Raw genomic sequence first — 19,335 nt, forward strand, 5'->3', positions numbered from 1 at the left:
GCTTCAAATCAAATTACCCGATACGAATGCCCCAACTATTCAGCTTTTAACCACCCCGCAGGTGATCGAAAATAGGACATTAGTGTATGGAGGTGTTCGCCATGTTAATGCCAAGCCTGTTTATTTCACACGGATCGCCAATGATCGCGTTGATGCCGGGCGAAACCGGCCCAGTCCTGACCAGGCTCGCCGCCCAACTGCCACGACCGAAGGCAATTGTGGTGGTCTCCGCGCATTGGGAAAGCAATGACCTGCGCATCAGCAGCGGTAGCCAGCCTGCAACCTGGCATGACTTCGGCGGCTTCCCTCAGGCACTTTATGAACTTCAGTACCCTGCCCCCGGCCAGCCACAGCTGGCCGCAGACATAGCCCAACGCCTGAACGAAGCCGGTCTGCCGGCAACGCTTGATGCGCAACGCCCGTTTGACCATGGAACCTGGGTTCCCCTACGACTGATGTACCCGCAGGCAGATATTCCTGTGGTGCAGATATCACTGCCCAGCCAGCATGGCACTGAATTGATCCTGCGTATCGGCGAGGTCCTACAGGATCTACGCGCAGAGGGCATTCTTCTGATCGGCTCCGGCAGCATCACACACAACCTGCGGGATATGGATCGTTATGCTGGGCCGGATAGTGTCGAGCCTTGGGCTCAAGCGTTTCGCGATTGGGTCGTAGAAAAGCTGGATCGCCGGGACACCTCTGCGCTACTCAACTACCGCCAACTAGCGCCAAACGCCGTGCGCAGTCATCCCACTGATGAGCACTTTCTGCCGTTGTATTTCGCAATGGGTGCTGGTCGTGATTTTAAAGTCGAGCACACGGGTTTCGCATTCGGAACGCTGGGCATGGATATCTATAGCTTTGCCTGAGCATTCAACGCTTAAACGGTTCAGACGACTCAAGCACCACTCACCCAGAAACAAAAAAGCCCTGCATGAGCAGGGCTTTTTCTTAACGCCGTAGAGATCAGTCTTCGCGATAGCGACGCAGCTTCAACGGTTTGCCACCTACACGGGTGTCTTTCAGCTTGGCCAGCAGGCGTTCCAGGCCGTCTTCTGGAAGCTCAACCAGACTGAAGCTCTCGCGCACCTGAATGCGGCCGATTGCTTCACGTGCCAAACCACCCTCGTTGAGGATTGCGCCCAGCAGGTTCTTGGCGGCGATACCATCGCGCGCGCCCAGTGCAGTACGGCAGCGAGCACGACCTTCTGCCAGCGGCATTGGCGCACGACGCTCACGACCACCTTCACGCTCAGGACGCGGACCACGCTCAGAGCGCTCCGAACGCTCACGCGGGCCACCCGGAACCAGCGGCTGCTCACGCTCAACCTCAGCCAGACTCAGGGCCTGACCGTTGGTAGCCTTGCGCAGCAGCGCAGCGGCCAGAGCACGCGGGCTGCAACCGATGTCAGCGGTCAGACGATCGAGCAGATCACCGTGGGTGGCTTCAGCATCAGCAACCAGCGGCGCCAGGCTTGCAGTCAGCTTCTTGATGCGTGCACCCAGAACCTGCTGAGCGTTTGGCAACTTAACTTCGCCAACTTTTTGTCCGGTTACACGCTCAATCACCTGCAGCATGCGGCGTTCACGCGGCGTAACCAGCAGCAGTGCACGGCCGGTACGACCTGCACGACCAGTACGGCCGATACGGTGTACGTAGGATTCCGGATCGTACGGCATGTCCACGTTCATCACGTGGGTGATACGCGGCACGTCCAGACCACGGGCAGCAACGTCAGTTGCAATCACGATGTCGAGACGACCGTCTTTCAGCGAGTCGATTACGCGCTCACGCTGGTTCTGGGCGATGTCACCGTTCAGCGCAGCGGCTTTGTAGCCTTTGGCTTCCAGGGCAGCAGCCAGATCCAGAGTGGCTTGCTTGGTGCGAACGAAACCGATCAGCGCATCAAACTCTTCCACTTCCAGCAGACGCAAAACAGCGGCGTGCTTCTGGTCCGCGTGGACCATCAGGTGCGCCTGCTCAATGGCCGTTACTGTCTGAGTCTTTGAAGCGATTTTGATGTGCTGAGGTTCACGCAGGTGCTTTTCAGCAATAGCACGAATCGAATGTGGCAAAGTGGCCGAGAACAGTACGCTCTGACGGCTGGCCGGCATGGCTTCGAAGATTACTTCGAGGTCATCCATAAAGCCCAATTTGAGCATCTCGTCTGCCTCGTCCAGCACCAGGAACTGGATGGTCGAGAGCATCTTTTCGTCGCGACGCAGGTGATCAACCAAACGTCCCGGCGTTGCCACAATTACTTGAGCCCCCTGGCGAATGGCTTTCAGTTGCGGGCCCATTGGCGCGCCACCGTATACCGCCACCACATTCAGGCCGGGCATTTGTTTAGAGTAGGATTCAAACGCGGTGGCCACTTGCAGGGCCAGTTCGCGGGTCGGCGCCAGAATCAGCGCCTGAGGTTCACGCTTGCTTGCATCAATTTTAGTCAGCAGAGGCAAAGCAAAAGCAGCGGTCTTGCCGGTACCGGTTTGAGCTTGCCCAATCATGTCGCGCCCGGAAAGAATGACCGGGATTGCTTGGGACTGAATAGGCGACGGCTCTTCGTAGCCAATTGCAGTCAGTGCAGCGACGATGCTGGGGTGAAGTCCGAGTGCGGCGAAGCCGCCGATTTCCTGGGTCATGGGTCTGCCTTAAATACATCCGCAAAAGACCCATATTCCAAAGCTGCGCATGCCGTGTAAGACCAAAAGGTCACCCTGGCAGCTCTGTCGGCGGGGATTTGCGAAAACATGGTGATAAATGAATCGTCAAGGATAGTCCGTGTGGGGGACTGGCTGCCGAGGTTTTGCCCCCGGGCGATGTGCTCTACCTGAACGTGGTCAAGTTTTGACCGGCGCACACTATACCGGAAATCCTGGCTGATGTGTTGATTTCCTGCGAAATTAAACAGGCAATACGGTAGGCTAAAAAACTATAAATGCCGCGACCAATATACAAAAACACACTCAGCTGAGGACAGCTCTCCATGACCAGCCACACAGAAGGACGTGTAACCCGGGAAAAGCTAGGACATGTCTTGCTGATCGGACTCGACCGCGTCAACAAGCGAAATGCCTTCGACATGGCCATGCTGGATGACCTAGCACTGGCCTATGGAGAGTTCGAACGTGACCAAGACGCCCGAGTGGCACTGCTCTTTGCCCATGGCGAACATTTCACCGGCGGGCTCGATTTGGCTAACGTCGCCACCGAACTGGCCGCTGGCTGGAAAATCCCTGAGGGCGGCTATGACCCAATGGGCACATTTGGCGGTAAACGAGTAACCAAGCCCGTTATCGTCGCGGCACAAGGCTACTGTTACACCATTGGTATTGAGTTGATGCTGGCGGCTGATATCAACCTGTGTGCCAGCAACACCCGCTTTGCGCAAATGGAAGTTCAGCGCGGCATCCTGCCCTTTGGGGGCGCGACCCTGCGATTGCCGCGAATAGCTGGCTGGGGCAATGCCATGCGCTGGCTGCTAACCGGCGACCCGTTTGATGCCCACGAAGCCTACCGCCTGGGGCTTGTTCAAGAAGTACTGGCCACCGAAGACCTGATGCCGACCGCACTGAAGCTGGCACAGCGTATCGCAGCCCAAGCGCCATTAGGCGTGCAGGCTACTTTGGCCTCTGCGCGGCAAGCCATTGTGGAAGGTGAAGCGGCAGCGTGTGCCGCCCTGCCTGCGGTTGCGACCCGACTGATTGGCAGTGAGGATGCCCAAGAAGGCCTGCGCGCTATGCAGGAACGCAGGCCGGGTGAGTTCAAAGGCCGTTGATCAGCTAGCTTGGCGAATGCATCGAATCAGCGGCTCAAGGGAATAACCGAGCTTAGGCGCCAGAGCAGCATTGCGCTGGCGCAGCAGGTCACGATCCAGTGACTGATCCAGATCAGCCGGAACCATCAGCACCACATTGCCCTCCTTCACCGGGCACTCCCAGTAATGGCGATGAAACAGTCCTCGTAACAACGCAGCGCCCAACGGCTTACCGTCATTACTGGCCCACTGGTTGATGATCAGCCATCCACCAGGGTTGAGCTTCTGCTGACAGTCTTCAAGAAACTTCCAGGCCAGATGTCCGCTGGACGGGCCGTTATCGTTGTACAGGTCAACAAACAGCAAGTCTGTCTTCTCAGCGCTATCCAACAGTTCAACCGCATCGCCAATGCGAATGGTCAGGCGTGGATCATCTGCAAGCCCCATGTATTCCATCGCTAAGCGAGGGACATCCGGGCGCAACTCGATGACTTCAACGTCGTCCAGTGGCAAAAACTTCAGACATGCCTGGGTCAAATTGCCCGCCCCAAGGCCGAGGAACAGCGCACTCTCCGGCGCCTCGCAGGCCAGCGCTGCCATGAGCATGGCGCGGGTGTAGTCGTACTCCAGCCAACTCGGATCGGGCATAAAGGTACAGCTCTGCTCGATGGCTTCACCAAATTCGAGAAAGCGATAGGCGCCCATTTCGACTACCTGAATAACCCCGAACGCATCGTGCACTTCAGCAATCATTACCGGCTCAGGCATTTGATCGACTGGGGGTAAACCCGGCATCAGAACACTCCACCATGACATCCCTGACCATTTTGATCAGGCGAAAGTCGCCAATTGTCATTGAGCTCACTACCCCAGGTCACGCGATAATTTGTCGCAGCCGCTGACTGACACGTGAGTCGGCAATCCACAAAATACAAAAACGAATCGTGAGGTCATCATGCATGCCATCATCGGCGCAGGCCCAATGGGTCTCTGTACTGCCCGCCAGTTGCTGAAGTACGGTATCGAGTTTGTGGGTTTCGAGCAGCACAGCGACGTCGGTGGCTTGTGGGATATTGATAACCCTCACAGCACCATGTACGACTCGGCACACCTGATTTCATCCAAAAGCACCACAGAGTTCACCGAATTCCCGATTGCAGATGACGTTGCCACCTACCCGCACCACAGCGAGATGCGCCGTTACTTCCGCGATTACGCCAAACACTTCGATCTGTATAAGCATTTCCAGTTCAACACCAGTGTTCGCAGCGTAGAGCGCCTGGAAAAAGGCTGGAAACTCATTACAGAGTCTGATGGGCAACAGCGTGAATGGCTGGTGGATGGCGTCCTGATCGCCAACGGCACGCTGCATACACCTAACCAACCCGCCCTGCCCGGCACCTTCAGCGGTGAGCTGATGCACTCAAGCGACTATCGCTCAGCCGATGTGTTCAGTGGTAAGCGTGTGCTGGTGATTGGTTGCGGCAACTCGGCCTGCGACATTGCCGTGGATGCCGTGCACCGCGCCAAGTCGGTGGATATTTCCGTGCGCCGTGGTTATTACTTCTTACCTAAGTTTGCCTGGGGCCGTCCGACAGACACCCTGGGTGGAGCGGTCAAGCTACCTCGTCCGCTCAAGCAATTTGTCGATGGTCTGATTATCCGCACACTGGTGGGCAAGCCTTCTCAATACGGGCTACCAGACCCGGATTACAAGCTCTACGAATCGCACCCTGTGATGAACTCGCTGGTTCTGCACTACCTCGGTCATGGTGACATCAAAGCGCGTAAGGATGTAACCAGCATCGAAGGCCAAACAGTAACCTTCAGCGATGGGCATAAAGCCGAATACGACCTGATTCTGCAAGGCACTGGCTACAAACTGAACTACCCGTTCATCGAGCGTAAACACCTCAACTGGCCGCAAGAGGCTGGCGCGCCACAGCTGTACCTGAACATCTTCCACCCCCAATACGATGACCTGTTCATGATGGGCATGGTGGAAGCCTCTGGCCTTGGCTGGCAGGGCCGGGATGAGCAGGCAGAACTGGTGGCCTTGTCCATCCGCCAGCAAAAGAACAACCCGCAAGCCGCTCAAACATTCCGCCAGCGTGTGACAGCGGGCTGCAATAGCCGCGAGGACGGTGGCTATAACTACCTGAAACTTGATCGCATGGCCTACTACGTGCACAAAGACACGTATCGGGCCACACTCAGGCAGCTGATTGCCGAGCTAAAAAAATAACAAAACCTATAAACCTTGCATGCATTAGGTAATACGCAATGACGGCCGTTAACCTTGAGTTTTCCCCCACCGCGATGATTGGCCTTAACGCCATCATCGCGCTGATGATGTTTGGTGTTTCCTTAGAACTGCGCGTAGATGATTTCAGGCGAATCCTGCTCGCACCTAAGGCACCGCTGATCGGCATGCTGGTTCAGTTCGTTTTGCTGCCAGCGTCCACCTGCCTGCTGACCATTCTCTTGCCGATTGATCCGTCACTGGCCATGGGCATGATTCTGGTAGCAACCTGCCCCAGCGGCACTTTCTCCAACATCATGACCTGGATTGGCCGGGGCAACGTGGCGGTGTCGGCCAGCGTCACGGCTGTCTCAAGTGTAACGGCGGGGATCTTCACCCCACTGAACTTTGCTCTGTATGCGGGCATCAACCCGCAAACCCGGGCGCTGCTCACCGAGATCAGCGTTGATCCAATCAGCTTGCTGCTGATGGTGCTGTTGGTACTGATCCTGCCGATGGCTTTGGGCATGTTTATCGGCAAAATTCGCCCGCTGTTGGCGCAGAAGCTGGAGCGCCCGCTGCGCAACTTTTCATTGTTGGTGCTGATTGCGTTCGTTGGTGGTGCTTTTATCAAGAACTACGACCAGTTTCTGGAGCACTTCCATCTGTTCTTCTGGCTGGTGGTTCTGCTCAACACCATGGCCCTTGGCTTAGGCTACATCTGTGCCCGCCTGTGGCGCCTGCCTGAAGCGGATGTGCGTGCAGTCACGCTGGAAACCGGCATCCATAACTCAGCGTTGGGCATGGCACTGATCTTCACTTTCTTCCCGCAAGCCGGTGGCATGTTGCTGATCGCCGCGTTCTGGGGCTGCTGGCAGCTGTTAGCCGGTCTGCTACTGGCACTGTACTGGTCGCGCTCGGCACCCGCCGCCTCCGATCTGGCGCCATCGTCTATTAATCAAGGCAGTCACTGATGCAAATCGCACTAATCACCGGGGCCGCTAGCGGCCTCGGCTGGGAGCTTGCACGCGCCTATCACGCCAAGGGCTACGGTCTGTTGCTCAATGACATGAATGCCGACTGCTTGGCCGAGCGAGTTGCCACCCTAGGCAAAGAGCACGTGTATGGGGTCAGCGGCGACATAACTGATGCGGACGTCCAGCGAAAATTGATTCGTACCTGTGAGGAGCACTTTGGCCGACTCGATGTACTGATCAATAACGCGGGCATTACCCACCGCTCACCGACCATGCGCACAGACCCGGCCGTGTTCCGCAAAGTTATGGCCGTGGACTATCACGCCCCGGCAGAGCTAACACTCAAGGCGCTGCCACTGCTTCAGTTAACCCAGGGTCAGATCATCGCCATTGGTTCCATGGCGGGCTGGATGCCGGTGCTCGGCCGCGCTGGATACTGTGCGGCGAAAAGCGCTCTGGCTCAGTTTTTTGAGGTATTACGCGCCGAGGTCAGGCAAGACGGCATTAGCATGCTGATGGTTTACCCCAGCTTTCTCGATACCCCCATTGAACGCAACGCTCTGGGCGCTGATGGCCATGCAGCCCAACACAAACGCTCAACCATCGGCAAAGTCCGCGGGGCCGACTGGATGGCCGAACAGATCCTCAAGGCCCACGAAAAGGGTGTTGAGCGCCTATTCCCCGATCGTGGCAGTTGGTTAGCCAGTCTGCTTTGGCGAATAGCGCCAAGCTTTTATTACCGCAAGATGAGTGAACGATTTGCTGGGGAGATGGGTTGATGGAATTTGCCTGGATCGCCCTGGCTGGTTTTATTCTGCTGGCCTACACGCTTGAAGCCATCACCGGTTTTGGCAGCATTGTGATTGCTCTGTCGCTAGGGGCACTGCTGCTGCCAATTGAGCAATTGCTACCGATTCTGGTTCCGCTGAACATCTGCATGACTGGTTTTCTGGTGTGGCGTCACCGCAGTCAAATCGACCGCAAATTGCTGCTGGGCATGATTCTGCCGGGTATGGTGCTCGGCACCCTGATTGGCTATGTGATTCTGCCTTGGCTGGATGCTGCCTTGGCCAAACGCCTATTTGGCGCCTTGGTGCTGTGGTTTGCGGCCCGCGAGCTGTGGCGCCTGCGTCGCAATTTGGCCCAGCAGGCCAGGCCCATGTGGCTTAACCGCATCATCAGTTTGTGTGCGGGTATTAGCCATGGCCTATTTGCATCGGGCGGGCCGCTGCTGGTCTTTGCCTTGGCAGGCACACCGCTGGATAAAGCCCGTCTTCGCGCCACTCTGGTGACCGTGTGGTTCACCCTGAACAGCCTGTTGACGATCTGCTTCCTGTTCGACGGTCGTCTGCAACCGGCCCTGCCACAGATTCTCACCTACGCCCCACTGCTGTTGATCGGTGTGTGGCTGGGCGAGCGCCTGCATCAACGCTTTAACGAACAACACTTCCGTATAGCGATTTACCTGTTGCTGCTGGTCACCGGCGGCCTGCTTCTTGCCCCATGGAGCCTGATATGAGCCACGACATCATTATTAAAAACGGCCTGTACTTCGATGGCAGCAACCAACCGGGTCAAATTCGACACATCGGCATTAAAGACGGCCGTATTGATGTGTTGAGCCTGCGCCCGTTGGATGAAAGCGGCTGCCCCAACGTGATCGACGCCAGCGGTAAATGGATCACCCCAGGCTTCCTTGAAATTCACTCGCACTACGATGCCGAGGTGATTGCCGCGCCGGCCCTGAAAGAGTCGGTGCGCCACGGCGTTACCACAGTCACCATCGGCTCGTGCTCCATCAGCATGGTGCTGGCCGATGCTGTGGACTGCTCCGACCTTTTCACCCGCGTAGAAGCAGTACCCCGCGAATACGTCCTGCCCATCCTTGAGCAGAAGAAAACTTGGCGCGATGCCAAAGGCTACCGCGCCTTCTACGATCAACTGGAGCTGGGGCCGAACGTGAACTCCTTCCTGGGTCATTCAGAGCTGCGTGTAGCAGTGATGGGCCTCGAACGCGCAACCAGCCGGGTCAAGCCTACGGAAGCTGAAATGCAGCGCATGGAAGAGCTGCTCGAAGAAGCACTCGACGCAGGCTGTATTGGTCTGTCGGTGATGACCACCCGCCTGGACAAGATGGACGGCGACCGCGCCTGGTCCAGTCCGCTGCCCTCCACGTTCGCCACCTGGAAAGAATTCTCCCGCCTGTTTGCTGTGCTCCGTCGTCGCGGCGCCGTGCTTCAGGGCGCGCCAAACGCCGTAACCAAGGTCAACGTGTTTGCCTTCCTCTGGCAAGCCCACGGCTGGTTCCGTAAGCCGCTTAAGTGCTCGATGCTGACCGCCCTGGACCTCAAGGCGCAGCCGTTCCTGCACCGCATCACCCGTGCTTCGGGCTGGCTGGCTAATAAAGTCCTGCGCGGGCACTTCCGCTGGCAGACGTTACCTGCCCCCTTCAACCTGCACCTTGAAGGACTCAACGTGAATGCCTTTGAGGAGTTTGGCGCCGGGGAAATCCTGCGCAACATCAAAGACCCGGATGAGCTGTACAGCAAAGTCAAAGAGCCCGAGTTCCGCGCCCTGTTCAAGAAGCAGGTCAAGGCAGTTCTCACCAAAGGCCTGTGGCACCGTGACTTCTCTGACTGCTGGGTGATCGACTGCCCGGATAAAGAGATGGTCGGCAAAAACTTCAAACAACTCGGCCAGGCACGCGGCCTCGATCCTGTGGACGCTTACTTCGAACTGGCCTGCCAGTACCGCGAAGAACTTAAGTGGACCACCTGCTACGGCAACGTGCGCATTCCCATTATGCGCCAGCTGCTGGCCAGCCCTTGGACTCAACCCGGCTTTGCCGACTCGGGTGCCCACCTGCGCTCCATCGCTCAATACAACTTCCCGCTGCGCTTCCTCAAGTATGTGCGTGATGCACAACTGGAAGGCGCACCGTTTATGGAACTGGGCCACGCCATCCACCGCCTGACTGGCGAATTGGCTGACTTTATCGGCGTAGATGCGGGCTATATTCGTGTCGGCGACCGCGCTGATCTGGTCATCGTCAACCCTGAAGGGCTAACCGATGAGCTGGACGAAATGCACGAAGCCCCTATGGAAGTACTGGGCTTGGTGCGCGTTGTGAAACGTAACGATGCCGCTGTTGAGGCCACCCTGATCAATGGCCGCATCGCCTACCAACGCGAACAAGGCTTCCCTGACACACTGGGCAAAACCCGTGACTTTGGCCGTTTCCTGCCCAGCGAACAGGTCCTGTCACGCCAGCCCGTAAGCGGTATGCAACCGGCACTGGCATAAACATCGGCCAAAGCGTGCCGCATATCGGTAATTATTATCAGTTAAGATGTTTCATTCGTTGAAATGGACTGATATCGAGAACCGCTATGCAGCACGCTTGGACACCCGACAGCTGGAGAAGCAAACCCATCCAGCAACAGCCGCAATACCCTGATGCCGATCACCTGGCCCAAGTAGAACGCACCCTGGCAGGCTTCCCGCCGCTGGTGTTCGCGGGTGAAGCCCGGGAGTTACGGCGCCAGTTTGCGGAAGTGACCCAAGGCCGGGCCTTCCTTCTACAGGGCGGCGACTGCGCCGAGAGCTTTGCTGAGTTCAGCGCAGCTAAAATCCGCGACACGTTTAAAGTGCTGCTGCAAATGGCCATTGTCATGACCTTTGCTGCGGGCTGTCCGGTCGTCAAAGTCGGGCGCATGGCAGGCCAGTTCGCCAAGCCGCGCTCAGCTAATGACGAGACCATCGACGGCGTCACCCTGCCCGCCTACCGCGGCGATATCGTCAACGGCATCAGCTTCGATGCAGCCAGCCGCGTCCCTGATCCGGAACGCCTGCTCCAGGCCTACCACCAGTCCACGGCCAGCCTCAATTTGCTGCGGGCCTTTGCCCAAGGCGGCTTTGCCGACCTGCATCAGGTGCATAAATGGAACCTCGACTTCATCGCCAACTCAGCCCTGAGCGAGAAGTACAGCCAACTGGCTGACCGCATTGATGAAACCCTGGCGTTCATGCGTGCCTGCGGTATGGACAGCGCTGCGCAGGTCCGTGAAACCAGCTTCTTTACTGCCCACGAAGCACTGCTGCTAAACTACGAACAAGCCTTCGTCCGCCAAGACAGCCTCACCGGCGGCTGGTACGACTGCTCGGCGCATATGCTGTGGATCGGCGACCGTACCCGCCAGCTTGATGGCGCCCATGTCGAGTTCTTGCGCGGCGTTGGCAATCCGATCGGCGTCAAGGTCGGGCCTAGCATGGACAGTGAAGAACTAATCCGTTTGATCGACATCCTCAACCCGGACAATGACCCTGGACGCCTCAACCTCATCGTACGTATGGGCGCCAATAAAGTTGAAGCGGGACTGCCGCGACTGATCCAAGCCGTGCAACGTGAAGGTCGCAACGTGTTGTGGAGTTCAGACCCGATGCACGGCAACACCATCAAAGCCAGCACAGGCTACAAAACCCGTGAGTTCGAGCAGATTCTGGCTGAGGTTAAACAGTTCTTCGCCGTGCATCAGGCCGAAGGCAGTTATGCGGGCGGGATTCATATTGAGATGACCGGGCAAAACGTCACCGAGTGCACAGGCGGCGCACGGCCAATCACGGAAGACAATCTGTCCGACCGGTATCACACCCACTGCGACCCGCGCATGAATGCTGACCAGTCCCTGGAGCTGGCCTTTATGATTGCTGAAACGCTCAAGCAAGTGCGCCGTTGAGCATCCGTTGGGCTGCTCACAGGCAGCCCAACAGCTCTATCGTCTATGGTTAAGAATAAATAGAGGAGTTAACGCGATGACTTGGTCTGTAGGACTTTTAATACTACTTTCGCTGGCTGCTATCGCCGGTGGTTTAACGGTGCTGCTTCGAACAGCCAAGCCATTGCCGCTGACAGACGAACAGCTCAAGAAAATCAAAGAGCGGGAAGTTGAGCAGGAACGCAAAGACGCTCAGGATCGTTGAGTCGGTTCAGCGAGTCATTGCAGATCGCGGAAGTACGGTGATGCCGTAATTGCCAAAAATGTTCTGAAGTTTGCCACTGTCACGCAACGCTTCATAAATCGTTGTGAACTGCTCAGGCGTGATCGGCGCGCCCTCGCGCAGAATCGCCTGGTGACGGTACACCTGGTCGACCCTCTCGGAGATCATCACCCGGTCGGAATACCGCGGGTTGCGCATGATGTAGCTCTCGATGAAGGACCGTGTCATGGGTGCAATGTCTGCACGCCCATGCAGCAGCATAAGTAAATTGCTCTCGTGAGAGTGCCCTAACACAGCATTGAACTCGCTGCTCAAAAATGCAGGCTCTATTCTGTAATCAGCAAAACGATAGTGATACGCCGCGAATAAGACCAAGCGTTTTCCATCAAGGCGGTCAAAGTACGCTTGGGTACGCCCTGGCTCCTTTCGCGCAACAAAAACCTCTGTGTCCACTAAACCCATGTCAATTTGGTGGTTGGCAAAGTTACTCCATCCCCATAGAGGATTTTCAAATAAGCTCATATCGGTTCGTCCCTGTTCCAGATCGCGAAAACGTCGCATCAGTGAAGTGGGTACCGCCACAAAGCGGAACTCAGTCTGGCTTTCGTTAAGGACAGTCAGCAACCCTGCCTGTAACCCTTCAGCATAATCATGGTCAGGCTTGTATACATAAGGTGGGAAGTAAGCAGCAGCCACACGGACTTCTTGAGCAGCAAAACTCGCACCACTAATTAGCAGCCCCCCAAATAACATTAGAAACTGGTGCAATAACCGGCTAAGCATCGGCATTTGGCTAGTCAAGCTCGCTTACACTAATCCACACAGCCTAAGCGATGATTTGCATCTCGAACAGGTGAGCACAGGTTATTTACACACATGACACTTGCCATATTGTGACGCCATCATTTCAGCATCACCCTTCACACTCGTTACGCTAATGAATGAACTCACCACAAGGGTCGTCTACACCCAAAAACAGTTACTACTTTAGTACTGGTTTTGCTGACCAATGTAGGATTCACAAAACCCAACCTTTGCCCTGTAATACCCGCACAAGAAGAACAGAGACTTAAGGCAATGATGCGCTGCATGCCCCTATCGTTAGGGCTATCACTGCTTACTGGGTTACTGCTGAGTGTCCCTGCACAGGGCGCTCCGGATCTGTTTAATGCAGACGGGTTCCGCAGCAGCCACTACCGGAGCCCTACACCCGCCCATGCTGAACATGCCCATACTCTCGATACAGAATCACTACAAAACCTGCTGAACAGTAAGGACGTTGCACTGATTGACGTTTACGGTCGCCAATGGCTGCATGGACAGTTTATTGAGGACGAAATACACGCCAACTTACCCGGAAGCATTTGGCTGGCCAATACAGGCTTGGGCAAGCTGGATCAGTACTGGCAGCAGTACTTCGAAGACAACCTAAAACGCATTAGTCATGGCGATAAGAGCTGGCCTATGGTCTTCTACTGCCGCTCCGACTGCTGGTTAGGCTGGAACGCCGTGAAACGAGCCCATCAATTGGGTTACAGCAACCTGTACTGGTTCAGAGATGGTGTTGATGCTTGGCAACAAGCAGGTTTGCAGCTCGTTCCAGCCCAACCGGAACCCTTTACACCAGCACGCTAAACACTCTCTACAGGACATTAGAGAAAAAATGACCAGGGAGGTTTAGAGCTGAAAACAGCCACATCCATGCCACAACCACAAAAATCAGGGGCAAGGCCATGTACAAGATTCTGATCGCCGACGACCATCCACTGTTTCGCGAAGCCATTTGCAGCGTGATTGCCGATGGATTTCCCGGCAGTACCATCATGGAAACCGCTGATCTGGACAGCGCGCTCGCGTTGACCCACGAACACGACGATCTGGACCTGATCCTGCTCGATCTGAACATGCCAGGCATGCATGGCCTCAATGGCCTGATCAACCTGCGTAATGAAGCGCCCACTATCCCTGTTGTGATTGTTTCTGCCGAGCAAGACAAACAGATCGTGCTGCAGGCCATCACCTACGGCGCTGTAGGTTTTATTACCAAGAGCTCCCCGCGCAACCAGATGACCAATGCCATCCAGCAGATTCTCAACGGCAACGTATACCTGCCACCGGATATCATCCGTACGCAGAAATCAGGCTCCCAACGTAGCAACCCCGATCATCAAACGTTCCCACCGGAGCTGCTGCAAGCCCTGACGCGCAAACAACTGTTGGTGCTTGAGCGTATGACTAAAGGCGAGTCAAATAAGCAGATTGCTTATAGCCTGGACATTGCAGAAACCACCGTAAAAGCACACGTATCGGCGATTTTGCGCAAACTCAACGTGCACAATCGTGTGCAGGCTATTTTGTCTGCCGGGGACATTGATTTCGCAGCCTATTTGCGCCGCTGAGCCTCGCACAAGACTGTGCTAGCCAGCCTAACGCAGGGAGGTCACACCGCTGACCCACCCTGCCCTCATGCACTATGACGCGCAGCGCAGTACCGCCACACCCACAACAATGAGACAGGCTGAAATAACCCGAACAGCGTCAACCCGTTCTTTAAGGATGAAGAACGAAATGAGCGCCGCAAACAGTATTGAACTCTCTCGCAAAGCAGCAACGACCGCCACCGGGGCACCGATCATGGCCCAAAGCGCCAGGCCGTAGGACGCAATCGCCCCCATTCCCCCAACTGCCCCTAATCGCCAGTTCTGCCCGGTGTAAGCGAAGAATGCCCGACGCTGGACCACAAGCGGCCAGATCAAGATCAACACACCCGCCAACAAAAACACCCACAAGGTGTAAGCCACAGGCGATCCCGAAAGGCGCACGCCAATACCGTCACTCAACGTATAACCGGCAATGATGAAGGCATTCAACAGTGCCAGCATCACACCCTTAGCGTTGCCGCTTTTCATTCTTACCAGAGCAAACAAAACACCTGAACAAACTATCAGGATGCCCAACCAGGTTAGCCCTGTAAGCTTTTCGCCCAGAAAATGCGTTGCTGTAAGCGCCACAATGATTGGCGCCACTCCTCGCATCAGCGGGTAAACCAAACTCATGTCGGCCAGTCGATAGACAGTCGCTAACAGATAGCAGTAGATAACCTGCAAGAGGGTCGAAATAAAAATATAAGGCCAGCTTTGCGAGTCTGGCACAGGTAAAAAAGGCAAGCCAATCAGCGCCCAAATCGCCGCAAAGGCCGAAACAAGAACCGTCGTTAGAAATGTATCCTTACCGGCTTTAACAATGGCGTTCCATGACGCATGCAAAGCTGCGGCGAATAATATTGTCGTAAAAACCAGCGCAGTCATTATGTACCTTAGGGCAGGCAGTCCTGATTCAACTGATTATCCCCATGACCGCGGGAATGAGCTGAGCAGTAGCCAATCAGGAGTGAATGGTGTCGATTGAATTGGGCCCGATCTTCAACCAAAACACCAGCACTGGCTGCATCCAGCTCGGAAATACTTAGCCGTCTGCAGCGCCCGCTTGAGAATTACGAGCGGCTACGCCTGTTCACGCTCTAAAAGATGACTGATTGCCGTTTTCAGCTTCATCGGCCGAACCGGCTTGTGCATCAGCGTATGCCCCAACTCGCGCATCTGTTGTTTAAGCTCATTGCTGTAGTTGGCGGTGATCATCAACGCAGGCAATGGCGTGCTGCGCCGGGCGTTAATCTGGGCCACGGCATCCACGCCGTTTTTGTCATCATCCAGATGGTAATCGGCAATCAGCAGATCCGCATCGGCGTGGAAGTTGTCTACCTGTCGCGCCAGGTCTTCCTCGGACAATGCAGTAACCACCTGACAGCCCCATGTTTCCAGCAGTGTGCGCATGCCCGCACAGATGGCTGCATCGTTATCCAGCACCCAGATCCGTGATCCCCTTAAACGCTCATCCAGCGACTCGGGCGCTTCATAGGCGACCTTTGCCTTAGGCGCTTTGGTGGTGATCGGTACTTCGATCGCAAACACTGAGCCCTTACCCTGCTGCGAAGACACGCGCACGCGATGGCCGAGCATGCGGGCAATCTTATCGACGATGGCCAGCCCCAGACCTAAGCCGCGGTCCTGCCGATGGTGTTGAACATCGCCCCGCTTGAACTCAAGGAATATTTCACTAAGTTTGTCCTGGGCGATTCCAACACCAGTATCCCACACTTCTATAGACAGGCTTTGCCTGCGACGGCGACACCCCAGCAAAATACGCCCACTTGGGGTATAGCGAATGGCATTGCTGAGCAGGTTACGCAGTATCCGCGCCAACAGTTGGATATCACTGCGCACCAGCACCGAACTGCCCACAAAATCCAAATGCAGCCCTTCACTGGCGGCTATTTGGCGATACTCGACGGCCAAGTTTTCCAAAAGCTCACTGACTGCAAAGGGCGCGATATCAGGTTTGATGACCCCTGCATCCAACTTGGAGATATCCACCAGTGTGCCGAGTAAATTCTCCACGTCTTCCAGTGAATTGCTGACGTTACGCACCAGCGCGGTGGTATCCCTGCCTTCACGATTCTCCATCAGCGCACTGGTGAACAAACGTGCAGCATTTAGTGGTTGCAGCAAGTCATGGCTAACGGCTGCGAGGAATTTGGTCTTCGACAGGTTAGCCTGCTCAGCTTCGCTTTTGGCTTCGCGCAAGCGAACCTCCATCTGCGTGCGCTCATCAATTTCCCGCAGCAGCTGGTTGTTAAGCTCGGTGAGTTCGGCCGTACGCTCCCGCACCCGTTGCTCAAGGTGCTGATACGCCTGGTGCAGTGCCTCTGCTGTACGTCTGCGCTCTGTGATATCGCGTATCAGTACGAAGATCCCGACTACCTCACCCGAAGCCAGTCGATTTGGCACATAGGAGCGCAGCATGTAGCGCTCCTGCCCCTTGTGGTTGGTCTCAGCGACCTCGAAGGTGACGCTTTCACCCGACAGCGCCCGCTCCACGAATGGTTCCAAACGACGGCAATGCTCTTCACTGTGCACTTCGCGCAGGCTCTGCCCAAGCATGGCACCACGGGGCCAGCGATACCACTCTTCGTAGACCTTGTTGGTGAACTGGTAAACCAGATCAGCCGTCAGGTAGGCGATCAGTGCGGGTACATGGTCGGTGATCAGACGGATCCAGCGCTCACTTTCGCTGAGCGCTTCCGCGTGACGGTGGCGTTCAGTGATGTCTGTAAAGGTGTTAACGAAGCCGCCGGTTGGCAGCGGATGCGTACGCACCTCCAGCATGCGACCGTCGAACAGACACAGCTCCAGCTCTTTAAGTGGTCGCCCTTGCTCATCCTGACTCTCAGGGGTCAGTAGCTGCAATTCACTTTCTGCCATCACCTCAGCAAATGGGCGGTGAGCGCTAATCGGCGCCAGCCCGCAGAGGTCGAGGAAACGGTGATTCCACAGTTCCAGCTGCCCCTCTGCATTGACCATGGCCATGCCTTGAGAGAGGTTATCTACGGCACGCTGCAAAAGCCGCGATTTTTGCGCCAAGGCTTGCTCTCGGCGCATGGTTTCATTGAGTTTCACTTCGGTGATGTCGGTATAGAGAATCACCAGCCCGCCTTCACGGGTTGGCCGCTCACTTACCTGCACCCAACGGCCGTCTTGCAGACGGAAGAGCGTATTGTCGTCACGTCCGCTGCGCTGTTCTTCCACCACCAACCCAGTGGTACGGCTCAGGCGCTTAATCTCAGTTAATCGTGTCCCAGCTGAAATGCGTGCCCTGCTACCCGCCCAGAATGATTTAAAGCGGCTGTTAAACAGGACGATGCGTTTTTCGCGGTCAAACAGAACAAAGCCGTCGGAGATGCTTTCAATCGCATCAATCAAGTGCTGATGAGCCGTCTCCGCCCGTAGGCGTGCATCACTGAGCAACTGGTTGCTGGATTTGAGTTCGGCCATGGCTTGGTTGAGCGCATCGGTTCGTTCCCGTACTTGCTCAGCCAGCACCACCGAATGCTGAAACGCGGCATAAGCATCGTCACCACGGGAGTGAACTGACTCAACACGCTCGATAAGGGCGGCGTTTATCTGCCGGAGCTTATTGTTCTGCTGCTGGAGTTCGGCGCAGCGGGCGCGCAGTTCAGCAACCTCAACCTCGTCCAGGTCTGCCAATGGCAACTCCAGTGAGTGTTTGGTTGATGTGCATGCCATTGAACTGCTCCCCGTAGGTGTTGAAGCCGATTACGTTCTGGCTGCGCAGGAAGTCTGAAACCTCTGCCACTCCCCCCTGCTCTTCGATTTCCATGCGGCGCAGAAAACAGTCACAGCCTATGGTCAACAACAGCGGACCGAGGCGATCACGCAGGCCTGCGAAGACCCGCTGGGTATCCTCCAGCAACGTACCGGGGCGCATAGCTGTGAGCACAATGCCGTTCTCAACCGCACAGTAGAAAGTCAGGCTGAGATCTTCATTAACGCGCTGAATTGAGCGCACGTAGTATTGCTCGCCAATACGGACCCCCAGTGGATGGGCAGCGAAAATCGTATGGTTCAGCGAATCAACGGGCACACCGATAAGGTCCGCGTATTCCTGAGCGGCGGGCACAGCGTTTAGCTCATACACTCGGCGCAATGTGCTGTCGGCACGGGTTACCACCAGCTTATCTTCCCGCGGTAGCAGGTGATTGGTGCTGAATACTTCAAAGTCGAGCCAGGTGTTGAAAAGCACCACCACTGCAGCACTCTTATGGAATTCCCCTGCGTAGTACACATGGGTCTGATTCAGGCGATTGTCATCCCCGGCGGAACCACCAAAGTGCGGAATGCTGCCAAATGCTGCGCTCAAGGCCCCCAGTACGATCTCTTCACGACTGGAAAGCCCATCCAGCAACGTCAGGGCGAAGCTGTGGCCCTTGATGGGGGCTAACTCATTAGTCCGGCACTCACTGACCAGTTCCTCAACCAACTGCTGCGCATCCAGCAGGCTGAAGCGCTCCATCTCATCAATGAGCGCACTGGCAATTGAGAAGCTGCGGTGATCAAACCCAATGGCACTGACACAGCCACGGTCATAGCCCTGGGCCGTGATTTCCCCTGCGCTGGTACAGCCCACCAGACTGACGCCTCCGAAGTACTGATCCAGCGCCTCGCCCAGTGCTTGCAGATCGTATTCAGCCGAGCAGAAGAACAACACGAACCCCAAATTAGGGTGTATCAACTGCCGCGCCAGCTCCTGAGCAACCAGTTCGACATCTGTCGCACTCGATGTCGCTGTAAGTACATCTTCCATAGGTGCATGCGGCATACCGAGCCCCATCAATACACATTCAATCAAAGCTCAATTTTAGTAAGGCGCCGGGCCAATCCCCATGCAACTTGAGTAGCGCCAAAGTCATCCCTAAGTAGTGAATCGCCCCGGGTTTCGT

The 19,335-nt window shown here is 56.0% G+C and carries 17 protein-coding genes; 11 read left to right on the top strand and 6 right to left on the bottom strand.

Annotation, left to right across the window (positions count from 1 at the left end; translation table 11 throughout):
- Positions 1–101: 101 nt before the first annotated feature.
- Positions 102–872: a class III extradiol ring-cleavage dioxygenase gene (locus WG219_12245; GenBank protein ID WXL24118.1), complete on the top strand. Its 771-nt coding sequence runs from the start codon at positions 102–104 to the stop codon at positions 870–872.
- 97 nt (positions 873–969) lie between these two features.
- On the opposite strand, the gene WG219_12250 is transcribed toward WG219_12245, so the two are convergent.
- Positions 970–2,646: a DEAD/DEAH box helicase gene (locus tag WG219_12250; protein WXL24119.1), complete on the bottom strand. Its 1,677-nt coding sequence runs from the start codon at positions 2,644–2,646 to the stop codon at positions 970–972.
- 344 nt (positions 2,647–2,990) lie between these two features.
- Here WG219_12250 and WG219_12255 point away from each other — a divergent pair, with 344 nt between their 5' ends.
- Positions 2,991–3,782, top strand: coding sequence for a crotonase/enoyl-CoA hydratase family protein (locus WG219_12255; GenBank protein ID WXL24120.1), 792 nt, complete (start codon positions 2,991–2,993; stop codon positions 3,780–3,782).
- Here the strand turns inward: WG219_12255 and WG219_12260 are convergent, their stop codons facing one another.
- A complete protein-coding gene (locus WG219_12260) occupies positions 3,783–4,556 on the bottom strand; it encodes a spermidine synthase (protein ID WXL24121.1) in 774 nt (257 codons plus the stop codon).
- A 160-nt stretch (positions 4,557–4,716) separates the two neighbouring features.
- Between WG219_12260 and WG219_12265 the strand changes: the two genes are divergently transcribed.
- From WG219_12265 to WG219_12295, 7 genes are all read left to right on the top strand, one after another.
- Entirely contained in the window at positions 4,717–6,006 is a 1,290-nt protein-coding gene (locus tag WG219_12265) for an NAD(P)-binding domain-containing protein (protein ID WXL24122.1), read from the top strand.
- A 38-nt stretch (positions 6,007–6,044) separates the two neighbouring features.
- Positions 6,045–6,977, top strand: a complete 933-nt coding sequence (locus tag WG219_12270; GenBank protein ID WXL24123.1) for a bile acid:sodium symporter family protein — start codon at positions 6,045–6,047, stop codon at positions 6,975–6,977.
- On the top strand, positions 6,977–7,759 hold the full coding sequence (locus WG219_12275) for an SDR family NAD(P)-dependent oxidoreductase (GenBank protein ID WXL24124.1): 783 nt from the start codon (positions 6,977–6,979) through the stop codon (positions 7,757–7,759). The genes WG219_12270 and WG219_12275 overlap by 1 nt, the downstream gene beginning before the upstream one ends.
- Entirely contained in the window at positions 7,759–8,499 is a 741-nt protein-coding gene (locus WG219_12280) for a sulfite exporter TauE/SafE family protein (GenBank protein ID WXL24125.1), read from the top strand. The genes WG219_12275 and WG219_12280 overlap by 1 nt, the downstream gene beginning before the upstream one ends.
- Positions 8,496–10,283, top strand: coding sequence for an N-acyl-D-glutamate amidohydrolase (locus WG219_12285; GenBank protein ID WXL24126.1), 1,788 nt, complete (start codon positions 8,496–8,498; stop codon positions 10,281–10,283). Before WG219_12280 ends, WG219_12285 begins: the two co-directional genes overlap by 4 nt.
- Before the next feature lie 86 nt (positions 10,284–10,369).
- A complete protein-coding gene (locus WG219_12290; protein ID WXL24127.1) occupies positions 10,370–11,716 on the top strand; it encodes a 3-deoxy-7-phosphoheptulonate synthase class II in 1,347 nt (448 codons plus the stop codon).
- Positions 11,717–11,792: 76 nt separating this feature from the next.
- Positions 11,793–11,960 carry a DUF2897 family protein gene (locus tag WG219_12295; GenBank protein WXL24128.1) on the top strand — a complete coding sequence of 56 codons (168 nt, stop codon included), beginning with the start codon at positions 11,793–11,795 and terminating at the stop codon, positions 11,958–11,960.
- Between the two features lie 6 nt (positions 11,961–11,966).
- Here WG219_12295 and WG219_12300 read toward each other — a convergent pair whose 3' ends face one another.
- The gene (locus WG219_12300) at positions 11,967–12,767 is read right to left on the bottom strand and encodes a transporter substrate-binding domain-containing protein (GenBank protein WXL24129.1); all 801 of its coding nucleotides are present in this window, start codon (positions 12,765–12,767) and stop codon (positions 11,967–11,969) included.
- Positions 12,768–13,055: 288 nt separating this feature from the next.
- Between WG219_12300 and WG219_12305 the strand changes: the two genes are divergently transcribed.
- The gene (locus tag WG219_12305) at positions 13,056–13,613 is read left to right on the top strand and encodes a PQQ-dependent catabolism-associated CXXCW motif protein (GenBank protein ID WXL24130.1); all 558 of its coding nucleotides are present in this window, start codon (positions 13,056–13,058) and stop codon (positions 13,611–13,613) included.
- A 98-nt stretch (positions 13,614–13,711) separates the two neighbouring features.
- Complete coding sequence (locus WG219_12310; GenBank protein ID WXL24131.1) at positions 13,712–14,377, top strand: response regulator transcription factor; 666 nt, start codon at positions 13,712–13,714, stop codon at positions 14,375–14,377.
- Between the two features lie 72 nt (positions 14,378–14,449).
- Here the strand turns inward: WG219_12310 and WG219_12315 are convergent, their stop codons facing one another.
- The 3 genes from WG219_12315 to nosP all read right to left on the bottom strand — a co-directional run bounded on the left by WG219_12315 (position 14,450) and on the right by nosP (position 19,199).
- Positions 14,450–15,286, bottom strand: a complete 837-nt coding sequence (locus tag WG219_12315; protein WXL24132.1) for a DMT family transporter — start codon at positions 15,284–15,286, stop codon at positions 14,450–14,452.
- A 195-nt stretch (positions 15,287–15,481) separates the two neighbouring features.
- Positions 15,482–18,121 carry a hybrid sensor histidine kinase/response regulator NahK/ErcS' gene (gene nahK, locus WG219_12320; GenBank protein ID WXL24133.1) on the bottom strand — a complete coding sequence of 880 codons (2,640 nt, stop codon included), beginning with the start codon at positions 18,119–18,121 and terminating at the stop codon, positions 15,482–15,484.
- Complete coding sequence (nosP, locus tag WG219_12325; protein WXL27999.1) at positions 18,060–19,199, bottom strand: nitric oxide-sensing protein NosP; 1,140 nt, start codon at positions 19,197–19,199, stop codon at positions 18,060–18,062. The genes nahK and nosP overlap by 62 nt, the downstream gene beginning before the upstream one ends.
- Between the last annotated feature and the right edge of the window lie 136 nt (positions 19,200–19,335).

Origin of the sequence: Pseudomonas mendocina, from assembly GCA_037482215.1 — a bacterium.
GTDB classification, from domain to species: domain Bacteria; phylum Pseudomonadota; class Gammaproteobacteria; order Pseudomonadales; family Pseudomonadaceae; genus Aquipseudomonas; species Aquipseudomonas mendocina_E.